Raw genomic sequence first — 24,001 nt, forward strand, 5'->3', positions numbered from 1 at the left:
GTTTTTTTTAGTTCCTGATTATTTTGCTTTCAGCGACGAGTCGGGCTCGCAAACCACGCGGAAGCCGATGCCCCGGATGTCGGAATACCACCAAATACTCTTCGGCTGCTGCGGGTCGGTCTTCAGCCAGTCGTCGTGGTGCGTATGACTGCGGGCGGCACAGCGCACATCGGCGGCATCGCTCGTATAGTTGCCGCCACGTACGACCCATTCTTCGCCTTCGGTCACCAACGGATTGGTAACGGTCGAGCCTCCTTTGGCATACGCCTGCGGATCGTATTTGTCGGCACAATATTCCATCACATTGCCGAGCATATTTTTCAGCCCGAACGGGTTCGCTTTGACTTTACCGGGCTCCTGTGTTTTGTTCTTCGCGTTTTTACCGTAAATGACAAATGCTCCGATGGGTTCGGTCTTCGCGCTGATAAACTTGCGGATGAAACCTTCATCGGAATAATCTTTCGGTCTTCCTGCGAAGAAATAAGGTGTTTCCGTTCCTCCGCGAGCCGCATATTCCCATTCGGCCTCGGTCGGCAGACGATATTTCTTACCGGTCTTGAGGGAGAGCCACTGGCAGAACGTCTCGGCGGCGTAGTGCGTCATCGTAATGGCCGGTCGCGTGCCTCCTCCCCATCCCTGATCCGGAAATCCGAAAGGCGGCGTAGGACCGGAAACACCGTCCACGTCGATGTTCGCGCGGGTATTATTGGCGTAAATCGTTTCGGGCGGGGTACGTCCTTCGCTGAGCGTAGCCGCGTAGAATGCCCAATATTGATCCCATGTCACTTCTACCTCGGCCATAAAGAACGGACTGACTGTTACGTTTCGTACCGGCATCTCATCTTCTCGGCGGAAGTCTTCCTTATCGGGACTGCCCATCTTGAATGTTCCGCCCGGAACGGCGATCATTTTGAACGATACGGGAGTGCCCGGAATTTGTTCGGTAAAATCGGCAAAAGAAGTCACAACGGTTGCCGAGTCGAAGAGTGGCCCGGATGCTGCGGCGGAAGCTCCCGGAATACCGGTCATCTGTCCGTGCTTGTAGTTCGGGTTATAATGTCCGGCATCGAGGTGACAACTGATGCATTGCAAATTCAGTTTTTTCTCGTTTTCTTCATAGTAAAGATGCGCGGTGATCCCTGCATCGGTAATCCCTGCGGGAAACAGATTCTTATGACACTCCTTACACGATTCGTTCGGGATATATTTCACGGCATGTTCGAGCTGCGACTTCATTTCCCAATCGAATGTATCTCTTGTCAGGTAGCCCCACACGTCGCGCATTCCAAGTCGTATCTTGGCCGAATAATGATTCCATGTCTGATTCTTCGGAGGCAGGTGGCAGTCGACACAATGAACGGTGACACCGCTGCCGTTGTTTACGTGCGATGACAATTTCCATGTTTCTTCCGCATGCGGATGGACGTGACAACTCATGCATGCCTCGTCCGTCGAATAGTAGACGGATACTTCATAAAGCGACATAAAAAAGGCCATGCCGACGATAAAGCCGAACAGAAACAAGGGCCATTTCCTTTTCTTCTTTCTTTCGTCTCTTCTCGATCGGTAGCTCGTTCTCATATTTTATTTCAGTCGTTCGTTATATTTGTTTTGTTGTTAATCGATCCATGGCTGCCATTTGCCGTCCATCTCACAAATCAGTACGATCTTGTTATCCATAAGAGCGGCACAACGATGGATGGAGCCAATGAATGCATTGATCCCACCTCCGATCATTCCCATGCGTAGCTTTCTGTTTCTCATGCGCAAATTAATGTCTTCAATCAGAAAAAATAACCGATTGAGCCGCTAAAGGTACTTCTTTTCCGATAATTCGCCAAATTTTTGTAAAGAGGATTGTTTTACGTCTTATCAACAGTCTCTTGCCTACGGGGAAGAGAAGAACGATAAGAAGACTTCCTGCTCCCGTGCCCATCAATTCAATGCATTTACCCGCATCGAAAACGATATTTCGGTTAAAGTCCCAGAATAGAAAATAGGTCACCTCTCTATTCGATCGATAAAGAAACATTACCTTTGTACTTCATTTATAAAACAAGAAAGATGGAGAAGAAAATATGGCTTCTTTGCGGATGGATGCTTTTGCTCTCCGCATGCGGAAGGGAAAAAGAAGCAAAAGCAGGTCTGGAACGTGCCCGGGTGCTGTATGAAGAGCGGCAATTCGCTGCGGCCAAGAATGCGATCGATACGCTCCGGATGCGTTATCCGGAGGAAGTGGCCGTGCTGAAAGAGTCGCTGACGTTGATGCGTCTTGTCGAACGCGGCGAGAGTGAGCGCAACATCGCTTTTTGCGACAGCATGATACCGATTCGTGCGGAAGAAGCCGAAGCAATGAAGAAAAATTTTGTGCTCGAAAAAGATACGGTATACGAGGACGTGGGGCATTATGTCTGGAAGCAAAAGACCGTCGAGCGCAATGTGGAGCGCAGCTATATCCGTTGCGGGGTCGATGAAAAAGGCGAAATCTATCTGGCCAGCGTTTTTTTCGGACGGGCTCCTCTGAATCACACCGGGCTGAAGTTCTGTACACCCGACGGGGCTTACGCCGAGACAGCTTCCGTCCCTTACGATGGGGGCGTGAATTACCGTTTCAAAGATTTGGGCAATACGACCGAGATTGTCACATACAAAGCTGAGAACGGTATTGATGCCATCAAGTTTATCTGCGGGCTTGATGACAAGGCGCGTGTGAAGGCCGAATATACCGGAGGCAAGCCTTTCTCTCTCATGCTGAGCAACGATGACAAGAAAGCCATCCGTGCAACGTTCGAGCTGGCCGTCATTCTGAGCGACCTCGAAAAGATGCGTCGGGAGAAAGAAAAATCGATGAAGAAAATCACGTACATCGATCAGAAGTTCGGCAGTGGCGAAATGCTGAAAAAGAATTAAAAAAAGCCGCATACCGGTTGCCCATTCTCAATAAATCTTTACCTTTGTCTCCCCTTAGAAAAATGGGATAAAACAGGTGTTATGGCACAACAGGAAGATATATTTAAGAAACTGATTTCGCATTGCAAAGAGTATGGGTTCGTATTTCCTTCGTCGGATATCTACGACGGATTAGGAGCTGTATATGATTACGGTCAGTACGGTGTAGAACTGAAAAACAACCTCAAAAAATACTGGTGGGACAGCATGGTGTTGCTCCATGAGAATATCGTAGGGATCGACTCCGCCATCTTTATGCACCCGACCATTTGGAAGGCTTCCGGACATGTCGATGCGTTTAACGATCCGCTGATCGATAATAAGGACAGCAAAAAGCGTTATCGCGCCGATGTGCTGATTGAAGATTACCTCGCGAAGCTCGATGAAAAGATCAACAAGGAAGTTGAAAAGGCCGCCAAGCGATTCGGCGAAGCGTTCGACGAGCAACAGTTCCGCTCTACGAACCCGCGTGTACTCGAAAACCAAGCCAGACGCGATGCAGTACATACACGCTTTGCCGACGCAATGAACGCCAACGACCTCTCCGAGCTGCGGCAGATTATCCTCGACTGCGAAATCGTATGTCCCGTGTCGGGCACCCGCAACTGGACGGAAGTGCGGCAGTTCAATCTGATGTTCGCCACTGAGATGGGCTCGACGGCCGACGGTGCGATGAAAGTCTACCTCCGTCCCGAAACGGCTCAGGGTATCTTTGTCAACTACCTCAACGTTCAGAAAACGGGACGGATGAAATTACCGTTCGGCATTGCACAGATCGGGAAAGCGTTCCGTAACGAGATCGTGGCGCGGCAGTTCATCTTCCGCATGCGCGAATTCGAACAGATGGAGATGCAGTTCTTCGTTCGTCCGGGCGAAGAGTTGAAATGGTTCGAACAGTGGAAAGAGATGCGTATGAAATGGCACCGTAACCTCGGTATGGGCGATCATAAATACCGCTTCCACGATCACGATAAACTGGCGCATTATGCCAATGCCGCTACCGACGTCGAATTTGAAATGCCGTTCGGATTTAAGGAGGTGGAAGGAATTCACAGCCGTACCGATTTCGACTTGTCACAACACGAAAAATTCTCCGGGAAAAAAATTCAATATTTCGATGCCGAACTAAACCAAAGTTATACGCCTTACGTGATTGAAACCTCCATCGGGGTCGATCGGTTATTCCTGAGCATCATGGCAGGAGCCTATCAGGAAGAGACGCTGGAGGGCGGAGAGTCACGCGTCGTTCTGAAGTTACCACCCGCACTCGCACCCGTCAAACTGGCTGTACTGCCGCTGGTGCGTAAGGACGGACTGTCGGAAAAAGCCGAAGAAATTTTACACATGCTGCGCTTCGATTTCCGTTGCCAGTACGACGAAAAAGATTCCATCGGCAAGCGTTACCGTCGTCAGGACGCGATCGGTACGCCGTACTGCATCACGATCGACTACAACACGATGAAGGACGATACGGTAACGATTCGTTTCCGCGACACGATGCAGCAGGAGCGGATGCCGATCGCCAAATTGCACGAAATCATTTCGGACAAGGTCAGCATGCGCAGTCTGCTCGAAGGTTTGAAGTAATTACAGAGACTAACGGATATACATACACGAAAAATGAAGAAAAACGTTTTCTGTCTGATCACACTATTTGCGGCGCTGTTCGCCGCGGTAAGTTGCGACAAAAAGGACGATGATGAGGCCGGTCAGGCATGGAAGCTCGCCAATGAGCAAGCATTCAATGCCATCAAAAATAATCCGGCATACACCGAGTTTAAGTCGCCCGGCAACGAAGGAAGCATATACTACAAAGTTCTCAGGAAAGGGACCGGCACGAAACCCATCTTTTACACCAGCACCGTGAAAGTGTATTCGAAAGGGTGGTTTGTGGCCGACTCGAAGGAGCGTGGTATCACCAACGGCATGATGTTTCAGAAATGGCTTGCGGAAGATGGTATACCGGCAACGCTAAAAGTGTCCGAGCTCCTCTCGAAAAATGGCGTCACTGTTTCATTTAAGGGGATACAGGCTGCTTTGCAGAAGATGGTGAAAGGTGATAAATGGGAGATATGGATCCCCTACCAGTTAGGCGGAGGAAAGAGCAAAGCGTCGACCTTAACCCTCGGTTTCGGAGGCGCTTCGCGTCCTCCTATTCCGGCTTATTCGACACTGGTCTTCGAAATCGAAGTTGTGGAAGTCATGCAGTAGTAGTTGCGCTTTAAAAGTGCAACTTACCGAAGTGTTCGGGACAGTGATAGTCCGGTGACGGCAGCTCTATCGGGCTCCAAGTGACGTAATGCGGGTTTTCCGTACTGTCCGCACATTTGTAGAAGTTGCCCCGTATGCTTTCGGGCAGATGGGCGGCGTCAAGCCCCATCAATTCAAACGGAATAGCGACCGTCACTTCCCACGTATAAATACCTTTCTTTTCTTCAAAAGTCTCCCGGTTTACGGTTGTATAACGGCGTATTTTCCGGTATTCGTCATCGGTGAGCGGGGTGCGGTCATGGCGTCCTGCTCCGCGTGCCGCCAGACACGTGCCGATACAGTTAAATTCAAAATTCGTATAGAACAAGTCGTCATTACGACGCATAAAAAACTCGACGCAACTGTCGGGGTGTACGTACTGTCCGTCCCGACCGGCTACAGCCCGGAGCGATAGTCCGTGCACGAAATAATGGAGATATAATTCTTTGTCGCCACGTGCGATATCGAACGCCACAATCGGTTTGTACGGAAATTCGGGCCAATTGATCGTGTCGAGACTTTGGCGTAAGGCGATAGTTTCCATCGCAGCCGTTACGCTCTTCAAATCCATGCCGTCCAATTCGGGGCAATACGGTACTTTCAATGTTTTCATCATTATGTGTAGCGTTGTAGAAGTATTCATTTGTTGGGAAAAAGAAGGAATGACGCGCTCACTCCCTCTTTTGTCAGATGTTTGTTATTTGCAGGCGCAAGAGGGTTTCAGCTGTTTAAAGAAATCGTTTCCTTTGTTGTCGACCAGGATAAATGCAGGAAAATCTTCGACTTCAATTTTCCAGATCGCTTCCATGCCGAGTTCGGGATATTCGAGGCATTCGACCTTCTTGATGCTTTCGAGCGCGAGCACAGCTGCCGGTCCGCCGATGCTGCCGAGGTAGAAGCCTCCGTATTTCCTGCAGGCATCGGTCACCTGCTGGCTGCGGTTTCCTTTGGCAATCATCACCATGCTTCCGCCGTGAGACTGGAAGAGATCGACGTATGAGTCCATACGTCCGGCCGTCGTCGGGCCGAATGAGCCGGAGGACATGCCTTTGGGCGTCTTCGCCGGCCCGGCGTAGTAGATCGGGTGATCTTTGATATACTGCGGCAGCCCTTCTCCCTTGTCGATGCGCTCTTTGAGCTTGGCGTGCGCAATATCTCGCCCGACGATGATCGTACCGGAGAGTGACAGGCGTGTCGAAACGGGATATTTGTCAAGTTGTCGGAGAATTTCCGCCATAGGTCGGTTCAGGTCGATCTTCACCGCGTTTCCTTCGCCAGCTTGACGCAGCGGTTCGGGGATAAGACGCCCGGGATGATCGTCAAGCTTCTCGATCCAGATACCGTCTTGATTGATCTTAGCCTTGATGTTGCGGTCGGCCGAGCACGAAACCCCCATTCCTACGGGACACGATGCGCCGTGACGCGGCAGACGAATGATGCGGATATCATGAGCAAAATATTTTCCGCCGAACTGTGCGCCGAGACCTATTTTACAGGATTCTTCGAGCACCTTCTTCTCTAATTCGATGTCTCGGAAGGCGCGACCGCCTTCGTTGCCCGTTGTCGGGAGGCTGTCGTAGTAATGCGTCGAAGCAAGTTTGACGGTCAGCAGGTTCTTTTCGGCCGATGTTCCGCCGATGACGAACGCGATATGGTAAGGCGGGCAGGCGGCTGTACCGAGCGTCTTCATCTTTTCGACGAGGAAAGGTACGAGTGTGTCCGGGTTCAGCAAGGCTTTCGTTTCCTGATACAGGTAAGTCTTATTCGCCGAGCCTCCTCCTTTGGTGACACAGAGGAAATGATATTCCATCCCTTCGGTGGCTTCGATATCGATTTGCGCGGGCAGGTTGCATTTCGTATTCACCTCGTCGTACATGGTGAGGGGAGCATTCTGCGAGTAGCGGAGGTTTTCTTCCGTATACGTCTTGAACACGCCTTTCGAGAGCGCTTCCTCGTCGCAAAAGCCTGTCCATACCTGCTGTCCTTTCTCGCCGTGGATGATGGCTGTTCCCGTATCCTGACAAAGCGGGAGTTGTCCTTTACACGACACCTCGGCGTTGCGCAGGAAGGTCAGGGCAACGAACTTGTCGTTATCGCTCGCCTCGGGATCGGCTAAGATTTTAGCGACCTGTTCGTTGTGTTCGCGCCGCAACAGGAACGAGACATCGCGAAAAGCCTGATTGGCCAGGAGGGTCAATGCTTCCGGCTCGACTTTGAGGATCGGGTGTCCTTCAAACTCACTGACCGACACATGGGCTTTCGTCAGCAGATAATACTCCGTCGTGTCTTTTCCCAACGGGAACGGCGGCTGATACTTGAATTCAGGTGTTGTTGCCATAATTCTATGCTCTGATTTTTACGTTACATCGACATCAATAAATTTCCTGCTCGCAAAGATACATAATAAATTGAGAATGGAGGACGGTTAATGCGATATTTTCGGTTGTTGTTATCTCTCGTTTTCTTCGGGAAAAAGCCGCATAAGACGAAGCGTTTTTTTGTTGCTGTTACCGATGGTGTACGGGTAAAAAACTTATCGCTGCACAACAGCAAGGTCAAAGCATGCTGTTTGAATGGTATTGTTGCATAAAATGGGGTGGGAGGACGAATCTTTGGGGCTGTTCGTCTGCTTTCAGCATGTCAGCTTAAGTCCGATCCCTCGCACGGTTACGATGGAAACGCGTTTGTCTCCGGTGAGGCGTTTTCGCAGCTGTGTAACAAACACGTCCAGACTGCGTGAGGTGAAATAATCGGCTTCCGGCCAGAAGCGCTCGAGAATGGCCTCACGTCTGACGGTTTCGTTCCGATGTTCGCATAAGAGCTGCAAGATTTGTGCTTCGCGCGGCCTGAGCGAAATGGCTTCCCCGTTCTTGTCGTACAATTCCGACTTCGATGCATCGAACCGAAAGCTGCCCAATGTATATTGTAAGGAGGTGTCTCTGGACTGTTCACCGTTCACCCTCCTGAACATCGCTTTGATATGTGCGTCAAGCTCTTCGGGAGTATAGGGTTTCTTGATGTAATTACTTACCCCTACATTATAGCCGTGGATGACATTCGCCGGTTTATCGAATCCTGAAGCAAAGATGATGGGTAATGTTTTTTCCGTTTTCCGTATTTTGGATACCATTTCATAACCGTTCATCACCGGCATTTCGATGTCGGAAACAATGATATCCGGCGCCTGTTCTTTCCATTGCTGCAAGCCTTCTTTGCCGTTCACGGCGGTGAGAACTTCGTAACCGCCAATCATGTCTTCCAGTCCGCTGCGTACCATGTAGAGCAGCTGAGCATCGTCTTCGATCAATAAGAGTTTAATCATGTTGTTTCGTAGTTAATGAAAAAGATAATTCTTGCATCAGGAGGGGGAAGACCAGTGTAAACCGGCTGCCTTGGCCTTCGATGCTTTCTACTTCAATGCTTCCGTGGTGTGCTTGCATGACTTGCTGCACATAGGTCAGTCCCAGCCCGAAGCCGGTCGCTCCTCCGCGCAGCGAGCGTTTGTTGGCGGCTGAGGCGCGTTCGAACTTTTCGAAAATCAGGGCCTGGTCTTTTAACGGGATGCCGAATCCGTTGTCCGAAACACTGATTCTTTTTTCGTTCGGAGTGGTATGGCACGAAATTTGGATATGTACCGAGGTGTCGGAATATTTGACGGCATTATCAATCAGGTTGCTGATGATTTCACGCAAATGCATCGGATCGGCATAGACCTGTTCCGCTTCCGAACAATCCGCCTCGAAAGTAATCCTTTTGTCCGTTCGGATCGAGAAGCTACGAACCTGCTCGTCGATCAGCGGCTTTAGCGGCACTTTAACACGGTCGAGGATCAGTTTTTCTTCTTCTATTTTGGCAAGCGTCATGACTTTGTCAATCAACGAATGCAGACGACAACAACTGTTTTCAATGATGTCGAAATGTTTCTTTTTCTTCTCCGCATCGTGATCGATCTTGCCGCTAACTAAAGCGCTTATTCCTATCATGATCGTATTCAACGGAGTTTTCATATCGTGCACCATCGCGTTCGAGAAATTTTTGCGCAATTCGGCAATCCGGTTTTGGAGGAGGATAATTTTGACTTGATAAGCGATGCCCCACCCCACAAAAAATATGGAGACCAATGACCCGAGGAAAAGGAGTCCGAGCCGATTGAATACATTCTTGTGAGGCGAAACGATAACGGCGCGAATAGCTTCGGTACTGTCTCGGCGGAGAATTGCAGGGTCCGTCTCAACTATTCCCCACCATGCATGAAACGTCGGGTCGGTGCTCTCCAATATCTCGCCCGTGCGCAGATTGACTTTGTTGATAATCGTTTTTGTATGGATGTTCTCGGCAGAAAGATCGGCGCGGTAAATAGAGTCAAGTTGTGCCAGTGAAACGGGGGCATTATATTCAATAAGTATCTCCTGAAAAGGAACATAATCGTCTTTTCCGTCTTCTCTCAACTTACCTGCAACAATTCTTGTGCCTTCCGGAATCGCCCCTTTTGTTCGTTTCATAATATCTTTGAACGTAGAAGCCACAAAAACCGCATTGCATGTTTCTTCCAGCTGATTATAGTGCATATGGTACACATAAACCGACCACATTGCTTGCAGACAAAACAATACAAACAATGATGCCGCAGTTACAATCTTAGGTCTTCTTGTATTCATGATACCTGCTTTTATTATTTAACGATACAAAGTTACTACAAAAAAGTGAAATGCGGAAAGATATAGTGATAGAATTGAGTTACAAGGGTTTCAGTTGTGCTTCCGATTATTCGTGAAGCCATCGCAATCACCCCTAAAGCCAAATCAGGACGCCGCTACGTTACTTGTCCGTAACCATGCCCGAAAAGGCGACAAACGGACACGGATAACGAAACAAGGCGTTAAGGATTAGTGAGTTATTGACAACCCACGCAACAAATCCGGTTACGGAAAAAGATTGCGCCGTTCCTCCCCGTTTTGCGTACCGGCGACGGACTCTTCACCGACTAATTTTGAACCTAAAAAAATTAAGGACGATGAAGAGTACATTTTCAGTAATCTACTACCTCAAACGTCAGGTAGTGAAAAAGGACGGGACAGTACCCGTCATGGGACGCATCACGGTGGACGGCAGCCAGACGCAGTTCAGTTGCAAACTGACCGTCGATCCCAAGCTGTGGGACACCAAAGGGGGACGTGTCACGGGCAGAAGCACGGCGGCACTCGAAACGAACCGCATGCTCGACAAGATGCGTGTGCGCATCAACAGACATTATCAGGAAATCATGGAGCGTGACAATTTCGTCACGGCGGAGAAGGTCAAGAACGCCTTTCTCGGACTGGAACACCGCTACCACACGCTGATGCAGGTGTTCCGCCAGCACAACGAGGACTACGAGAAACAGGTGGAGGCTGGCATGAAAGCCAAAGGCACGCTCCTGAAGTACAAGACCGTTTACAAGCACCTGCAAGAATTCCTCACCATCCGCTACCGCGTGAAGGACATCGCGCTGAAAGAGCTTACGCCCGCTTTCATCTCCGACTTCGAGATGTTCCTACGCACGGACAAGCACTGCTGCACCAATACCGTGTGGCTGTATGTCTGCCCCTTGCGGACGATGGTGTTCATCGCCATCAACAACGAGTGGCTCACACGCGACCCGTTCCGGGAGTATGAAATCAAGAAGGAGGAAACGACACGCAGTTTCCTGACGAAAGAGGAAATCCGGCTGCTGATGGAGGGCAGGCTGAAAAACGCCAAGCAGGAGCTTTACCGCGACCTCTACCTGTTCTGCGCCTTCACGGGCTTGTCGTTCGCCGACATGCGCAACCTGACGGAAGAGAACATCCATACCTACTTCGACGAACACGAGTGGATAAACATCAACCGCCAGAAGACGGGCGTGGTGTCCAATATCCGCCTGCTCGACATCGCAAAGCGCATCATCGACAAATACCGGGGTCTGTGCGGGAACGGCAGGATTTTCCCCGTTCCCCACTACAACACGTGCCTTGCCGGAATCCGTTCCGTCGCCAAGCGTTGCGGTATCACCAAGCATATCACGTGGCATCAGAGCCGCCACACGGCAGCCACGACGGTGTTCCTCTCCAACGGCGTACCCATCGAAACGGTGAGTTCCATGCTGGGACACAAGAGCATAAAGACGACGCAGATATACGCGAAAATCACCAAAGAGAAGCTCAACCAAGACATGGAGAACCTTGCCGCAAGGTTGAACGGCATCGAGGAATTTTCATGTTGCACCATCTAAAAACAGAGAAGCCATGACACGAGGAACCATCATCATAGAGGACAACACGGTCAGCGTAACCGGTAACGAGATATGGATGACCGCCACAGAAATCGCCGGACTGTTCCACACGGGCGTCCCGGCTGTGAACGCCGCCATCAGAGCCGTCCGCAAGCCGGACGTGCTGAACGACTACGAGGTGTGCCGCTACATGCGGCTTGAAAACGGGCTGCACGCGGATGTTTACTCGCTTGAAATCATCATCCCCGTTGCCTTCCGGCTGAACACCTACCATGCACACGTGTTCCGCACGTGGCTGGTAGAGAAAGCACTCTCGAAGGAAAAGCGGCAGGCATACGTGATGTTCATACAGAACGGAAAAGCCGGGTATTGCTGAAAACGCAGAAGACATATAATAATAAGAATAAAAAGGAAACGGACAGCCCCGTGAAGGAGTTGCCCGTTTCCTTTTTTTTCATGCAGCCGCCTTATTCCATCGGCTTGCGGTAGTTCGCCTCCAGCAGCTCACGCAACCCCGATTCGGGGTAAAGCACCTTCCCTCCCAAAAGGATAAAGGGCAGCACCCTGTTGTTGCGGTACTCCTGCAAGGTGCGGCGGCTGACACGGAGCAGTTCCGCCACCTCCCTGTCCGTCAGGTAACGTTCCCCGTCCAACGGCGGGCGGTAACTTTCCAGAAAGGCGGAGAGCCATTTCGAGCCTTTGCGCATGTTCTGCACGACGGAGGCAAGCGGCTCGTCCTCCATTGTAAACACTTCATTGTTCTCGTTCATCATCATTTCGGATTCAGTGGGTTGTGAATAATAAAAATCAAATCATTTCCCGCAGGGATAGAGCGTGCCGACAAGCGGAATGAGCTTTTTGACCTCCTCCGGCTTGTAATAGAACCTGCGGTTAATCTGCGAGTAGCCGATAAGCCGCCTGTCACGCAAGGTCTGCAACGTGCGCGGGCTGATCCTCAACTGCCCGCAGACCTCCTCGCCCGTGAGCCACCTTTCCATCCGCCCGCCGTCGCTCCTGCGCCTCAGGGCGGCTACCTTCTCCGCGAGGGCGTTGAAGGACGCCACCATCATCTCGAAGGTCTTTTTCTCGATAGATACTATTTCCATAAGCAAAACATTTCAGAGTTTGCCGCAAAGGTAACGAAGCCGCCTTGAACACGTGCCGTTTCCCACTAAAAGGCAGCTTGTTGCGTCGTCTGTCCGGGTTACGGAGCCATTATCCGTAAAAATCTTACGTGAGCCACGTAGTGAGCTGTTAAAGCCCCTTTGGTTTATTGCCGAATTTTGTCGCAGAAACATAGCGCAAGCCGAGCGCAGCACGTCAAGCTCGCTTGAACGGTATGCCGAGGCGCAGCCTATGTTCATGCAAATAAACCAAAAGAAAGGACTGAATATGAAAGTGATAACGATGGAAAGTTCCGCCTTCACCGCATTGACGGAACAGATAGCCGAGATAGCGGCACACGTGCGTGCCGTTTCCGGCGGTAGGAAGGAAGAATCCCCCGACAGGCTGCTCACCACCCGCGAGGCGGCGCACCTGCTGAACGTGAGTTGCCGCACCCTCCAGCGCATGCGCAGCGAACAGCGCATCGCCTATGTCGTGCTGCGCGGCAAGTGCCGCTACCGGCAGTCTGAAATAGACCGCCTGCTCGAAGACAGCACCGTCACGGGCGAAGCCGCGACACCGGAACAGCTGAAACGCAACCACACGCTGCGCACGGGCGGCAGACCCAAAGGAAGGAGGACGTAGGACATGGAACTGCTTACCCGCAACAATTTCGAGAACTGGATGCAGAAGGTGATGGAACGGCTCGACCGTCAGGACGAGATGCTGCTCTCCATGCAGCCGTCCGGCAAAGCCCCGAACCCGATGAACGGGATCAGGCTTTTCGACAACCAAGACCTGTGCATGCTGCTCCAAATCAGCAAGCGCACCCTGCAACGCTACCGCAGCATCGGCGCGCTGCCTTACAAGACGCTCGGCAAAAAGACCTATTACAGCGAGGCGGACGTGCTGACGTTCCTCTCCGAACATGTAAAGGACTTCCGCAAGGAAGATATAGCCTTCTACAAGGCCCGTATCCATAATTTCTTTCAAAAATAACCATTAAAACATTTTTCAGATGGCAAAGAAAAAAGACGAAAAGGACGTGCTGGTTGTCCGTGACGAGAAGACGGGCGAAATCAGCGTGGTAGCCGGGCTGAACGCCGACGGCTCCCCCAAGCGCATCCCCGCGAAAGCGGAGAACGCGCAGAGTTTCCTGCAATTCGACCGGCACGGCGACGTGCTGGACAACTTCTTCAAGAACTTCTTCCGGCAGTGCAAGGAACCCAGCCGCTTCGGTTTCTACCGTGTCGCGGCGGACCAAGCCGACAAGCTGCTGGAGGTTATCAAGGACTTGCTGAAAGACCCCGACGGCAACAAGGAACTGCTTGCGCCCCACAAGGTGGACACCTCCGGCTACGAAAAGAAAGTACAGGAGGAGCAGTCCGCCGAAAAGCAGGAACAACCGGAACAGAAACAAGATGACGAACCTAAAAAACAGGAAGAGATGGAACAGAAAAACGAACAGAATCAGGAAAGCCCGCAGCAGACGCAGGGCAACCGGGGCTACCAGCCCATCGACGAGAGCAAGATCAACTGGCAGGAGTTGGAGGAGAAATGGGGCGTGAAGCGCGACGACCTTGAAAAGTCGGGCGACCTTAACAGAATGCTCAACTACGGCAAGTCCGACTTGGTGAGGGTGTCGCCCAATTTCGGCGGAGAGGCTTTCGAGCTGGACGCCCGCCTCTCCTTCAAGAAGGACGGCGAGGGCAATGTCAGCCTTGTGCCGCACTTCATCCGCAAGGAGCAGAAGCTCGACGAGTACAAGGAACACAAGTTCTCCGACGACGACCGGAAGAACCTGCGCGAAACAGGCAACCTCGGCAGGGTCGTGGACCTCGTGGACAGGGAAACGGGCGAGATCATCCCCTCGTTCGTCAGTATTGACCGCAAGACGAACGAAATCACGGATGTCCCGACGAACAAGGTGCGCATACCGGAACGCATCGGCAAGACGGAAATCACCAAGCAGGAGCAGGACATGCTGCGTGCCGGGCTGCCCGTGCGCGACAAGCTCATCGAGCGCAAGGACGGCAGGAAGTTCGTCACCACCCTGCAAGTGAACGTGGAGCAGCGCGGCGTGGAGTTCGTGCCGGGAACCGGCAGGTCGCCCCGTACCGCCCGGACGCAGGAAACGAAGAACACCCCCGCACAGGGACAGGCGCAGGGTACGGAGAATGCCGGAGGCACGAACAAGGAGCAACGCCGCAACACGTGGACGAACGCCGACGGCAGCATCCGCCCCATCAGCAAATGGAGCGGCGTGGACTTCACCGAACAGCAGAAAGCCGACTACGTGGCTGGCAAAGCCGTGAAATTAGAGAACGTGACCGACAAGCAGGGCTTCCACGCCACGATGTACATCAAGTTCAACCCGGAGAAGGGACGCCCGTACCGCTACGACACCAACCCCGACAACGCGCAGAAGGTCGCCCCTTCCAACGAGAGCCGCACGCAGGTGGCGGTGAACAGCGAGGGCAAGACCAACGAGGCTACCAAGAACCTGAAAGAGCCGTTGCGGAAGGGACAGACCGCCCCGAAGGACACCGCACAGCAACAGCAGCAGAAAAGAAACAACAAGGGCATGAAGATGTAATCCCGTGTCCGCCACTAAATCCGAAGTAACATTTGTAAAATTCAAAACGACAGAAGAATATGAAGACAATCATTGCAGAAAAGCCGTCTGTGGCACGTGAGATCGCCCGTATCGTGGGCGCGACAAAGAGAGAGGAAGGATATTTCGAGGGAGGCGGCTACGCCGTGACTTGGGCGTTCGGACACCTTGTGCAGCTTGCCATGCCCGACGGCTACGGCATACGCGGTTTCGTCCGTGACAATCTGCCCGTCATTCCCGACACCTTCACGCTCGTCCCCCGTCAGGTAAAGACGGAGAAGGGCTACAAGCCCGACAGCGGCGTGGTGGCGCAGATCAAGACCGTTGCCCGGCTATTCAAGGAAAGCGAACAGATCATCGTGGCGACCGATGCAGGGCGCGAGGGTGAGCTTATCTTCCGCTACCTCTACCATTATACCGGATGCACCACCCCGTTCGTCCGCCTCTGGATAAGCTCGCTTACCGACAAGGCTATCCGCGAGGGACTGCGCAACCTCGAAGCGGGCGGCAAATACGACAACCTCTATCTTGCCGCCAAAGCGCGGAGCGAATCAGACTGGCTCGTGGGCATCAACGGCACGCAGGCACTCTCCATCGCCGCCGGACACGGCACGTACTCCATCGGGCGGGTGCAGACACCCACGTTGGCGATGGTGTGCGCACGCTATTGGGAGAACCGCCGCTTCACGCCCGAAGCCTTCTGGCAGCTCCATATCGCAACGGACGGCTGCGATGAAGGAACGGTGAAGTTTTCCTCTTCCGAAAAGTGGAAAGAGAAAGAGCCTGCGACGGAACTATATAATAAGGTGAAGTCGGCAGGCACAGCCACCGTCACGAAAGCCGAACGCAAGGAGAAGACGGAGGAAACACCGCTGCTGTACGACCTGACGACGCTCCAGAAGGAAGCCAACGCCAAGCACGGCTTCACGGCGGAACAGACGCTTGAAATCGCGCAGAAGCTTTACGAGAAGAAGCTCATCACCTATCCGCGAACCGGAAGCCGCTACATACCCGAAGACGTGTTCGCCGAAATCCCCAAGCTGCTCGCCTTCATCGGGGCTTTGCCCGAATGGAAAGGCAAGGTGCAGCCGAAATGCGTCCCGACACGCAGAAGCGTGGACGGCGGCAAGGTGACGGACCACCACGCCCTGCTCGTCACGGGCGAGAAGCCACTATTCCTCTCCAAAGAGGACAGCACCGTCTATCAGATGGTTGCCGGACGCATGATCGAGGCTTTCTCCGAAAAATGCGTCAAGGACACCGCCACCGTCACGGCGGAGTGTGCCGGAGTGGAGTTCACGGTGAAAGGCAGCGTCATCAGGCAAGCCGGATGGCGTGCCGTCTATAGCGTGGAGGACAAGGAAGAAACCTCCATCCCCGATTGGCGGGAAGGCGACACGCTGACGCTGAAAGGCTGCTCCATCACGGAGGGAAAGACCAAACCCAAGCCGCTGCATACAGAAGCGACACTGTTGTCGGCAATGGAAACGGCGGGCAAGGACATAGAGGACGATGCACTCCGTCAGGCGTTGAAGGACTGCGGCATCGGCACGCCCGCCACCCGTGCGGCGATTATCGAAACGCTCTTCAAGCGCGGCTACATGGAACGCTGCAAGAAATCGCTTGTGCCGACTGAAAAAGGGCTTGCCCTCTATTCGGTCGTGAAGACGATGCGCATCGCCGACGTAACCATGACGGGCGAATGGGAGAAGAATCTGGCACGCATCGAGCGCGGGGAAATGCCCGCCGAAACCTTCCGCAGGGAGATAGAGGCGTACACACGCGAAATCACCTCCGAACTGCTCTCGTGCGACAAACTGTTCGCCCGCAGGGATTCCGGCTGCAAGTGTCCCAAGTGCGGGACGGGCAGCATGCAGTTCTACGGCAAGGTGGTACGCTGCGACAACGCGGAGTGCGGGCTGCCCGTGTTCCGCCTGAAAGCGAACCGCACCCTTTCCGATGACGAGATCAAAGACCTGCTCACCGACGGGCATACGAAGCTGCTCAAAGGCTTCAAGAGCAAGCAGGGCAAGAGCTTCGACGCCATAGTCGCCTTTGACGGGGACTATAACACGACTTTCGTGTTCCCCGAAAGGAACACGAGCAGGAAATTTTCAGGACGGAAGAAATAGTATTAACTTTTGAGAAAGTAGGCTGCACCTCAACAATAGAAATAAACGGGTTTATTTCGTATTGTCTTCGATTTGCACTACCTTTGCCACTTGTTCAGAGTAATGAATTGTTCTTCGATACCGGATTACACTCATACTTTGGATTTAGTGGTGGCACTCGGAGGGATACCGAGTGCCTTTTCTTTCTCCTTTTCAGACGACTATCCCCGTCATTATCAATCCACTAAATTCCAAAGTAATGAACAACAAGAAGAAAAACGAGGGTCAGACCGACTTTTCCTATTACGGTCTGTACCTGCTGGACTACCTCCGCACGAACAGGTTTGAACAGGCTTCCGACGATGCCTTCATCCGGGAGCGTGCCGACCGTGCCGCCGAAACGTATGAGCGTGCGCGGCTCGAAGGCTATCCGCCCGAAGGGGCGCAGGAGTTGGCGATGGACACGCTCCTGCGGGGGCTTCGCTATTCCAAGTACGCCATCCTCCGCGAAGTCGTGGAAAACGAGTTTGCCGACGAAGTGCCGGGAAAGAAACGCGAAGCCTTCATCCGAAAGTTGCTGCCGCCGGTCGGCAACGTATTCTCCGCCTATGACCTTTCGGACGACAATTTCGCCCTGTCGCCCGAATACGACCTGCTCTACACGGAGCTGACGGGAGCCGCCGTCCTTTATATCGGGGAATATGGCGTTTAACCGCAAACAACGGCTGCGGGACAACATCGAGGCGATACGGACGGCATTCATCCTTGACAGGGAACGGAGGACGGCAACCGCCGAGGAACAAGCCATACTTCGGAAGTATTGCGGTTTCGGCGGGTTGAAGTGCATACTGAATCCTGCAAAGGAACTGACGGATGCCGTGCATTGGGCGAAATCGGACCTCGAACTGTTTACCCCTACGGTAGAACTGCACAGGCTGGTGCGTGAAAACAGCAAGGACGATACGGAGTACAAGCGGTACGTGGATGCCATGAAGCAGTCCGTGCTGACCGCTTTCTACACCCCGCCGGAGATAACCGGCACGATTGCGGAGGCTCTGCATGAACACGGCATACGTCCCGACCGTGTGCTGGAGCCGTCGGCGGGCGTGGGCGCATTCGTGGATGCCGTGCTGGAAAACAAGCCGGACGCGGACATCATGGCTTTCGAGAAAGACCTGATGACGGGCAAGATATTGGGACACCTGCATCCCGACCAAAAGGTAAGGGTGCAGGGATTCGAGAAGATAGAGAAGCCCTTCACGGACTATTTCGACCTTGCCATCTCGAACATCCCGTTCGGCGACGTGGCTGTGTTCGACCCGGAATTTACAGGAAGCCAAGACCCGGCAAGGCGTTCCGCACCGAAGGCAATACACAACTACTTCTTCCTGAAAAGCCTTGACGCGGTGCGTGAGGGCGGCATCGTGGCGTTCATCACCTCTCAAGGGGTACTGGACGCACCGTCCAACGCGCCCATACGCGAGTATATGATGCGTAATGCCAATCTGGTGGGAGTCGCACGCCTGCCGAACAACCTCTTCACGGACAACGCGGGTACGGAAGTGGGCAGCGACCTGATTATCCTGCAAAAGAACAGCGGCAAGAAACGGGAGCTGTACGATTATGAAGAGTTGTTCGTGCAGACGGAAAAGACACCGATAGGCAGTTTCCAGAACGGGTATGTCGGCAGCATCGGCATGATTCCCCACTCGGATCTGATAAGCGGCACAGACCCTTACGGGAAACCAGCCTATAAAGTCATGCACCGGGACGGCATCGGGCAAATGGCGGAGGATTTGCGGGAACATATGGATATTGAGCTGTATAAGTTGGACAAAAAGCTGTATGAAATGCACAGCCTGCATCCGGCACAGGGGAAAAGCACGGTAACAGAAACCATTTCCACACCGGTTGTCACTCCTGAGATACAGCCACGTCATGAAATGGCAGCGAAGCCCGAAGCGGCAACACCGCAGCCGGAGGAAGAAAAGTCGGAGATAGAGCCGCGCCGCCCCGATTATTCGGAGGGCGTGCAGCTCTCCCTGCTCGACCTCTGGGGCATGACCGAGGAAGTACGCAAGCAGGAAGCCCCCGCCAAGAAGAAAAAGACGGCGAAAAAGGAAAGCCCGGCAAGGCGTATGCCTCCCAAACCGCAGGCGCAGGTTACGCCGAAGGTTACGACTGCACCGCCACAGCCGTCTGTTGCACCACTGACGGAGAAGAGGGACAGCCATGAAACAAAGCCGGTGAGTTTCGCAGCCAAAGGCGATCTGGATGATATTTACGCCTCTTTGGATTGGGACACCAATCCGCCCATCAACGGTTTCTATGAAATGATGATGGACCTCACGCCGGAGCGACGCAAGGAACTTCGCAGGCTGGCGGCACAGCATCAGGAGAAGCAACGGGTGGACGGGACGGCGGTGAAAGCCGCTCCCGCCATTGACATGCCGGAAAAGGAAGCGACAAAACGCCCCGAAGCACAGACGGAAGTCGCAACCGTTCCCGTTACGGACAATAACGCAAGTGAGACAACAACTTCCCTTTTCCCTGAATTTGAAACGGAAAAGCCGAAGGAGGAACCTCTCGACCTTTCTCCCCGTCCGTTCAACGGTATGCTGGAGCCGCACTACCGTGACGGCTCTATGGTACTGGATGCTTCACGCAATCTCGGTTATTTGAAGGGCCTCACGCCTTACGGCGCGACATTCCAACCGCTTGACCTGACCGGCTACCAGAAGGAGAAAGCGATGTTGTATGTGTCACTCCGTGACGCATACGAGCGGCTTTACCGCTACGAGGCGGAGTATCACGATGAAGGGTCTGCGCAACGCGGAGCGTTGAACACCTGCTACGATGAGTTTGTCATGCGCTACGGCAACCTCAATGCCAAGCATAACGTGAAACTGTTGATGATGGATGTCGCCGGACGCGACATCCTTTCGCTGGAACGGGCGGAGGACGGCAGGTTCGTCAAGGCGGACATTTTCGAGCGTCCCGTTTCCTTCTCTGTGGAGAGCCATGCCAACGTAAGCTCTCCCGAAGAGGCACTCTCCGCGTCGCTCAACAAGTTCGGCACGGTCAATCTCGACTATATGCGGGAGATAACCGACAGCACGGAGGAGGGATTGCTTGACGCCCTCAAAGGACGCATCTTCTACAACCCGCTCGTAACCGGTTACGAGATAAAGGACAGGTTCATCGCCGGGAATGTGATAGAAAAGGCGGAGCGCATCGAGGCATGGATGGGCGACAACCCCGAAAACGGACGTATGCCGGAAGTGAAGCAGGCGTTGGAGGCTCTGAAAGAAGCCGAGCCGCCGCGCATCGCCTTTGAGGACCTCGACTTCAATTTCGGGGAACGCTGGATTCCGACGGGCGTGTATGCCGCCTATATGAGCCATCTTTTCGACACGGACGTGAAAATCGCCTACTCCGCAAGCATGGATGAGTTTTCGGTGGCGTGCGGCTGCCGCACCATGAAAATCACGGACGAGTTTTTAGTGAAGGGCTATTACCGGAACTATGACGGCATGCACCTGTTGAAACACGCCCTGCACAACACCTGCCCGGACATGATGAAATCCATCGGTAAGGACGAGCATGGCAATGACATCAAGGTGCGTGACAGCGAGGGCATACAGCTCGCCAACGCCAAGATTGATGAAATCCGCAACGAGTTCTCGGAATGGCTGGAAGAGCAGTCGCCGCAGTTCAAGGAACGGCTGACGACGATGTACAACCGCAAGTTCAACTGTTTCGTGCGCCCAAAGTATGACGGCTCTCACCAGACATTTCCCGACCTCAACCTCAAAGGGCTGGCAAGCCGGGGTATCAAGAGCGTCTATCCGTCACAGATGGATTGCGTCTGGATGCTCAAACAGAATGGCGGTGGCATTTGTGACCACGAGGTGGGAACCGGTAAAACGCTGATAATGTGTATTGCAGCGCATGAGATGAAGCGCCTGAACTTGGCGCACAAACCGATGATTATCGGGCTGAAAGCCAATGTCGCGGAGATTGCCGCCACCTATCAGGCGGCATATCCCAACGCGCGGATTCTCTATGCCTCGGAGAAGGACTTCTCGACCGCCAACCGCGTGCGTTTCTTCAACAACATCAAGAACAACGACTACGATTGCGTCATCATGTCGCACGACCAGTTCGGCAAGATTCCGCAGTCGCCGGAGTTGCAGCAGCGCATCCTGCAAGCGGAGCTTGACACGGTGGAGGAAAATCTCGAAGTCCTGCGGCAACAGGGCAAGAACGTGTCGAGGGCGATGCTGAAAGGGCTGGAAAAGCGCAAGCACAACCTTGAAGCGAAGTTGGAGAAGGTGGAACATGCCATCCAATCGCGCACGGATGATGTGGTGGACTTCAAGCAGATGGGCATCGACCATATCTTCATTGACGAGAGCCATCAATTCAAGAACCTGACTTTCAACACGCGGCACGACCGTGTGGCGGGATTGGGAAACTCGGAAGGAAGCCAGAAAGCCCTGAACATGCTCTTTGCCATACGTACCATACAGGAACGCACGGGCAAGGACTTGGGGGCTACGTTCCTGTCCGGTACGACCATCAGCAACTCGCTGACGGAGCTGTACCTGCTCTTCAAGTACCTTCGCCCTAAGGAACTGGAACGGCAGGATATTCGTTGCTTTGACGCTTGGGCGGCTATCTTTGCCAAGAAGACGACCGACTTCGAGTTCAACGTGACGAACAACGTGGTGCAGAAGGAGCGTTTCCGCTACTTCATCAAAGTGCCGGAGCTTGCCGCCTTCTACAACGAGATAACCGACTACCGCACGGCGGAGGACGTGGGCGTGGACCGTCCGCACAAGAACGAGATACTGCACCACATACCGCCGACGCCGGAGCAGGAGGACTTCATCCAAAAGCTGATGCAGTTCGCCAAGACGGGTGACGCCACGCTGCTGGGCAGACCACCCCTGTCGGAAACGGAGGAGAAGGCGAAGATGCTTATCGCCACCGACTACGCCCGCAAGATGGCTCTCGATATGCGCATGATAGACCCGCATTACGAAGACCACCCCGACAACAAGGCTTCGCACTGCGCCAAGACGATTGCGGAGTATTACCACAGGTATGACGCGCAGAAAGGCACGCAGTTCGTGTTCTCGGATCTGGGAACGTACCAGCCGGGCGACGGGTGGAACGTGTACAGCGAGATAAAGCGGAAACTGACGGAGGACTACGGCATCCCGGCAGGCGAGGTGCGCTTCATTCAGGAGTGCAAGACCGACAAGGCACGCAAGGGGGTGATAGACGCCATGAACGCCGGAACGGTGCGCGTGCTGTTCGGCTCCACCTCCATGCTCGGAACGGGTGTGAACGCGCAGAAACGGTGTGTCGCAATCCATCATTTGGATACGCCGTGGCGTCCGTCCGACCTACAACAGCGTGACGGACGGGGAGTCAGGGCAGGCAACGAGATTGCCAAGCATTTTGCCGGGAACAACGTGGATGTCATCATCTACGCTGTGGAAAAGTCGCTGGACAGCTACAAGTTCAACCTGCTGCACTGCAAGCAGACATTCATCTCGCAGCTCAAAAGCGGGGCGATGGGCGCGCGTACCATCGACGAGGGGGCTATGGACGAGAAATCGGGCATGAACTTCTCGGAGTACATGGCGTTGCTCTCCGGCAATACCGACCTTTTGGACAAGGCGAAACTGGAAAAGCGTATCGCCTCGCTCGAAGGGGAACGCAAGTCGTTCAACAAGGGCAAGCGCGATTCGGAGTTCAAGCTGGAAGCCAAGACGGGGGAACTGCGCAACAATACGGCGGTAATCGAAGCCATGACGGAAGATTGGAACCGCTTTCTTTCCGTTGTCAAGACCGATAAGGAGGGCAATCGCCAGAATGCTGTCAAGGTGGACGGTGTGGATTCTACCGATGAAAAGGTTATCGGAAAGCGTTTGCAGGAAATCGCCAAGAACGCCACGACGGGCGGTTTGTACAAGCCTGTCGGGGAACTTTACGGTTTTCCGATAAAGGTGGTCAGCGAGAGAATACTCAAAGAGGGGCTGGAGTTTACCGACAACCGTTTCGTGGTGGAGGGAAACTACAAGTACACTTACAATAACGGGCATCTGGCGATGGCTGATCCGGTAGCCGCCGCACGTAATTTCCTGAACGCATTGGAGAGGATTCCGTCCATCATCGACCAGTATAAGGGAAAGAACGAGGTGCTGGAAAAGGAAGTCCCACAGTTGCAGGAGATAGCAAGTAAGGTATGGAAAAAGGAGGACGAACTGAAACAGTTGAAGTCCGAACTTGCCGCGCTTGACCGCAAAATACAGTTAGAGCTTGCGCCGCCTACACCCGATGTCGCCGAAAAGGAGAACGACGGACAGGAGGTCAAGCCTGTTTCGGAAGGTGTACGGAGCATATCGCCACAACAAACCGATGATGCACCACCGATACGCAGCCCGATGGATAAACGAAGTCCGTCTGGCAATTTCATTGCCAATCATATCATTATCGGGCGTCCGGGTTTTCAGTTTAAGGATGAAAACCGATCGAAAGGGATAAAAATTTAAAATTATGAATTTTATATAAAATATTAATAGGGGCTATCCAAAAGGTCTAAAAGTAAATCTTATCCCCTCTGCAAGTATCTGTAGAAGAGTGATTGTAAGGATTTCTTTCTTTTTGGGCAGCCTCTATTAAATTTATTTATTCTTTCTTGATTTATGT

At 53.1% G+C, this 24,001-nt stretch carries 19 protein-coding genes; 11 read left to right on the forward strand and 8 right to left on the reverse strand.

Annotated features, from left to right (window positions below; all coding sequences use genetic code 11):
• Positions 1–18: 18 nt before the first annotated feature.
• Together BFO_RS05260 and BFO_RS15545 are read right to left on the reverse strand one after the other, a co-directional pair.
• Complete coding sequence (locus BFO_RS05260; RefSeq protein WP_041590704.1) at positions 19–1,581, reverse strand: SUMF1/EgtB/PvdO family nonheme iron enzyme; 1,563 nt, start codon at positions 1,579–1,581, stop codon at positions 19–21.
• A 36-nt stretch (positions 1,582–1,617) separates the two neighbouring features.
• The gene (locus tag BFO_RS15545; RefSeq protein ID WP_155642551.1) at positions 1,618–1,764 is read right to left on the reverse strand and encodes a hypothetical protein; all 147 of its coding nucleotides are present in this window, start codon (positions 1,762–1,764) and stop codon (positions 1,618–1,620) included.
• A gap of 300 nt (positions 1,765–2,064) precedes the next feature.
• Between BFO_RS15545 and BFO_RS05270 the strand changes: the two genes are divergently transcribed.
• From BFO_RS05270 to BFO_RS05280, 3 genes are all read left to right on the forward strand, one after another.
• Positions 2,065–2,910 carry a hypothetical protein gene (locus tag BFO_RS05270; protein WP_014224620.1) on the forward strand — a complete coding sequence of 282 codons (846 nt, stop codon included), beginning with the start codon at positions 2,065–2,067 and terminating at the stop codon, positions 2,908–2,910.
• An 81-nt stretch (positions 2,911–2,991) separates the two neighbouring features.
• Complete coding sequence (locus BFO_RS05275) at positions 2,992–4,536, forward strand: glycine--tRNA ligase (RefSeq protein WP_014224621.1); 1,545 nt, start codon at positions 2,992–2,994, stop codon at positions 4,534–4,536.
• Positions 4,537–4,569: 33 nt separating this feature from the next.
• The gene (locus BFO_RS05280; RefSeq protein ID WP_014224622.1) at positions 4,570–5,160 is read left to right on the forward strand and encodes an FKBP-type peptidyl-prolyl cis-trans isomerase; all 591 of its coding nucleotides are present in this window, start codon (positions 4,570–4,572) and stop codon (positions 5,158–5,160) included.
• 10 nt (positions 5,161–5,170) lie between these two features.
• On the opposite strand, the gene BFO_RS05285 is transcribed toward BFO_RS05280, so the two are convergent.
• From BFO_RS05285 to BFO_RS14035, 4 genes are all read right to left on the reverse strand, one after another.
• Positions 5,171–5,815: a carbohydrate-binding family 9-like protein gene (locus BFO_RS05285; protein WP_014224623.1), complete on the reverse strand. Its 645-nt coding sequence runs from the start codon at positions 5,813–5,815 to the stop codon at positions 5,171–5,173.
• Positions 5,816–5,896: 81 nt separating this feature from the next.
• Entirely contained in the window at positions 5,897–7,537 is a 1,641-nt protein-coding gene (locus BFO_RS05290) for a fumarate hydratase (protein ID WP_014224624.1), read from the reverse strand.
• A 294-nt stretch (positions 7,538–7,831) separates the two neighbouring features.
• Positions 7,832–8,521, reverse strand: coding sequence for a response regulator transcription factor (locus BFO_RS05295; protein ID WP_014224626.1), 690 nt, complete (start codon positions 8,519–8,521; stop codon positions 7,832–7,834).
• A complete protein-coding gene (locus BFO_RS14035) occupies positions 8,514–9,857 on the reverse strand; it encodes a sensor histidine kinase (RefSeq protein WP_014224627.1) in 1,344 nt (447 codons plus the stop codon). The genes BFO_RS05295 and BFO_RS14035 overlap by 8 nt, the downstream gene beginning before the upstream one ends.
• 356 nt (positions 9,858–10,213) lie before the next feature.
• Between BFO_RS14035 and BFO_RS05305 the strand changes: the two genes are divergently transcribed.
• Complete coding sequence (locus BFO_RS05305) at positions 10,214–11,449, forward strand: site-specific integrase (RefSeq protein WP_007366539.1); 1,236 nt, start codon at positions 10,214–10,216, stop codon at positions 11,447–11,449.
• 13 nt (positions 11,450–11,462) lie between these two features.
• Complete coding sequence (locus BFO_RS05310) at positions 11,463–11,825, forward strand: hypothetical protein (protein WP_007366538.1); 363 nt, start codon at positions 11,463–11,465, stop codon at positions 11,823–11,825.
• A 91-nt stretch (positions 11,826–11,916) separates the two neighbouring features.
• On the opposite strand, the gene BFO_RS05315 is transcribed toward BFO_RS05310, so the two are convergent.
• A complete protein-coding gene (locus tag BFO_RS05315) occupies positions 11,917–12,222 on the reverse strand; it encodes a helix-turn-helix domain-containing protein (RefSeq protein ID WP_014224629.1) in 306 nt (101 codons plus the stop codon).
• 39 nt (positions 12,223–12,261) lie between these two features.
• The gene (locus BFO_RS05320; protein WP_007366536.1) at positions 12,262–12,555 is read right to left on the reverse strand and encodes a helix-turn-helix domain-containing protein; all 294 of its coding nucleotides are present in this window, start codon (positions 12,553–12,555) and stop codon (positions 12,262–12,264) included.
• Positions 12,556–12,805: 250 nt separating this feature from the next.
• Between BFO_RS05320 and BFO_RS05325 the strand changes: the two genes are divergently transcribed.
• From BFO_RS05325 to BFO_RS05350, 6 genes are all read left to right on the forward strand, one after another.
• Complete coding sequence (locus BFO_RS05325; RefSeq protein WP_014224631.1) at positions 12,806–13,198, forward strand: helix-turn-helix domain-containing protein; 393 nt, start codon at positions 12,806–12,808, stop codon at positions 13,196–13,198.
• Positions 13,199–13,201: 3 nt separating this feature from the next.
• The gene (locus BFO_RS05330) at positions 13,202–13,552 is read left to right on the forward strand and encodes a helix-turn-helix domain-containing protein (RefSeq protein ID WP_007366534.1); all 351 of its coding nucleotides are present in this window, start codon (positions 13,202–13,204) and stop codon (positions 13,550–13,552) included.
• 19 nt (positions 13,553–13,571) lie between these two features.
• Positions 13,572–15,149 carry a DUF3945 domain-containing protein gene (locus tag BFO_RS05335; protein ID WP_007366533.1) on the forward strand — a complete coding sequence of 526 codons (1,578 nt, stop codon included), beginning with the start codon at positions 13,572–13,574 and terminating at the stop codon, positions 15,147–15,149.
• Between the two features lie 59 nt (positions 15,150–15,208).
• Positions 15,209–17,299 (forward strand): type IA DNA topoisomerase, encoded by a 2,091-nt coding sequence (locus BFO_RS05340; protein ID WP_007366532.1) that lies wholly within the window; start codon positions 15,209–15,211, stop codon positions 17,297–17,299.
• Between the two features lie 238 nt (positions 17,300–17,537).
• Positions 17,538–17,990, forward strand: a complete 453-nt coding sequence (locus BFO_RS05345) for a DUF1896 domain-containing protein (protein ID WP_007366531.1) — start codon at positions 17,538–17,540, stop codon at positions 17,988–17,990.
• Entirely contained in the window at positions 17,980–23,844 is a 5,865-nt protein-coding gene (locus BFO_RS05350) for an N-6 DNA methylase (protein WP_014224632.1), read from the forward strand. The genes BFO_RS05345 and BFO_RS05350 overlap by 11 nt, the downstream gene beginning before the upstream one ends.
• Positions 23,845–24,001 lie beyond the last annotated feature (157 nt).

The sequence above is a fragment of the Tannerella forsythia 92A2 genome, assembly GCF_000238215.1.
GTDB classification, from domain to species: domain Bacteria; phylum Bacteroidota; class Bacteroidia; order Bacteroidales; family Tannerellaceae; genus Tannerella; species Tannerella forsythia.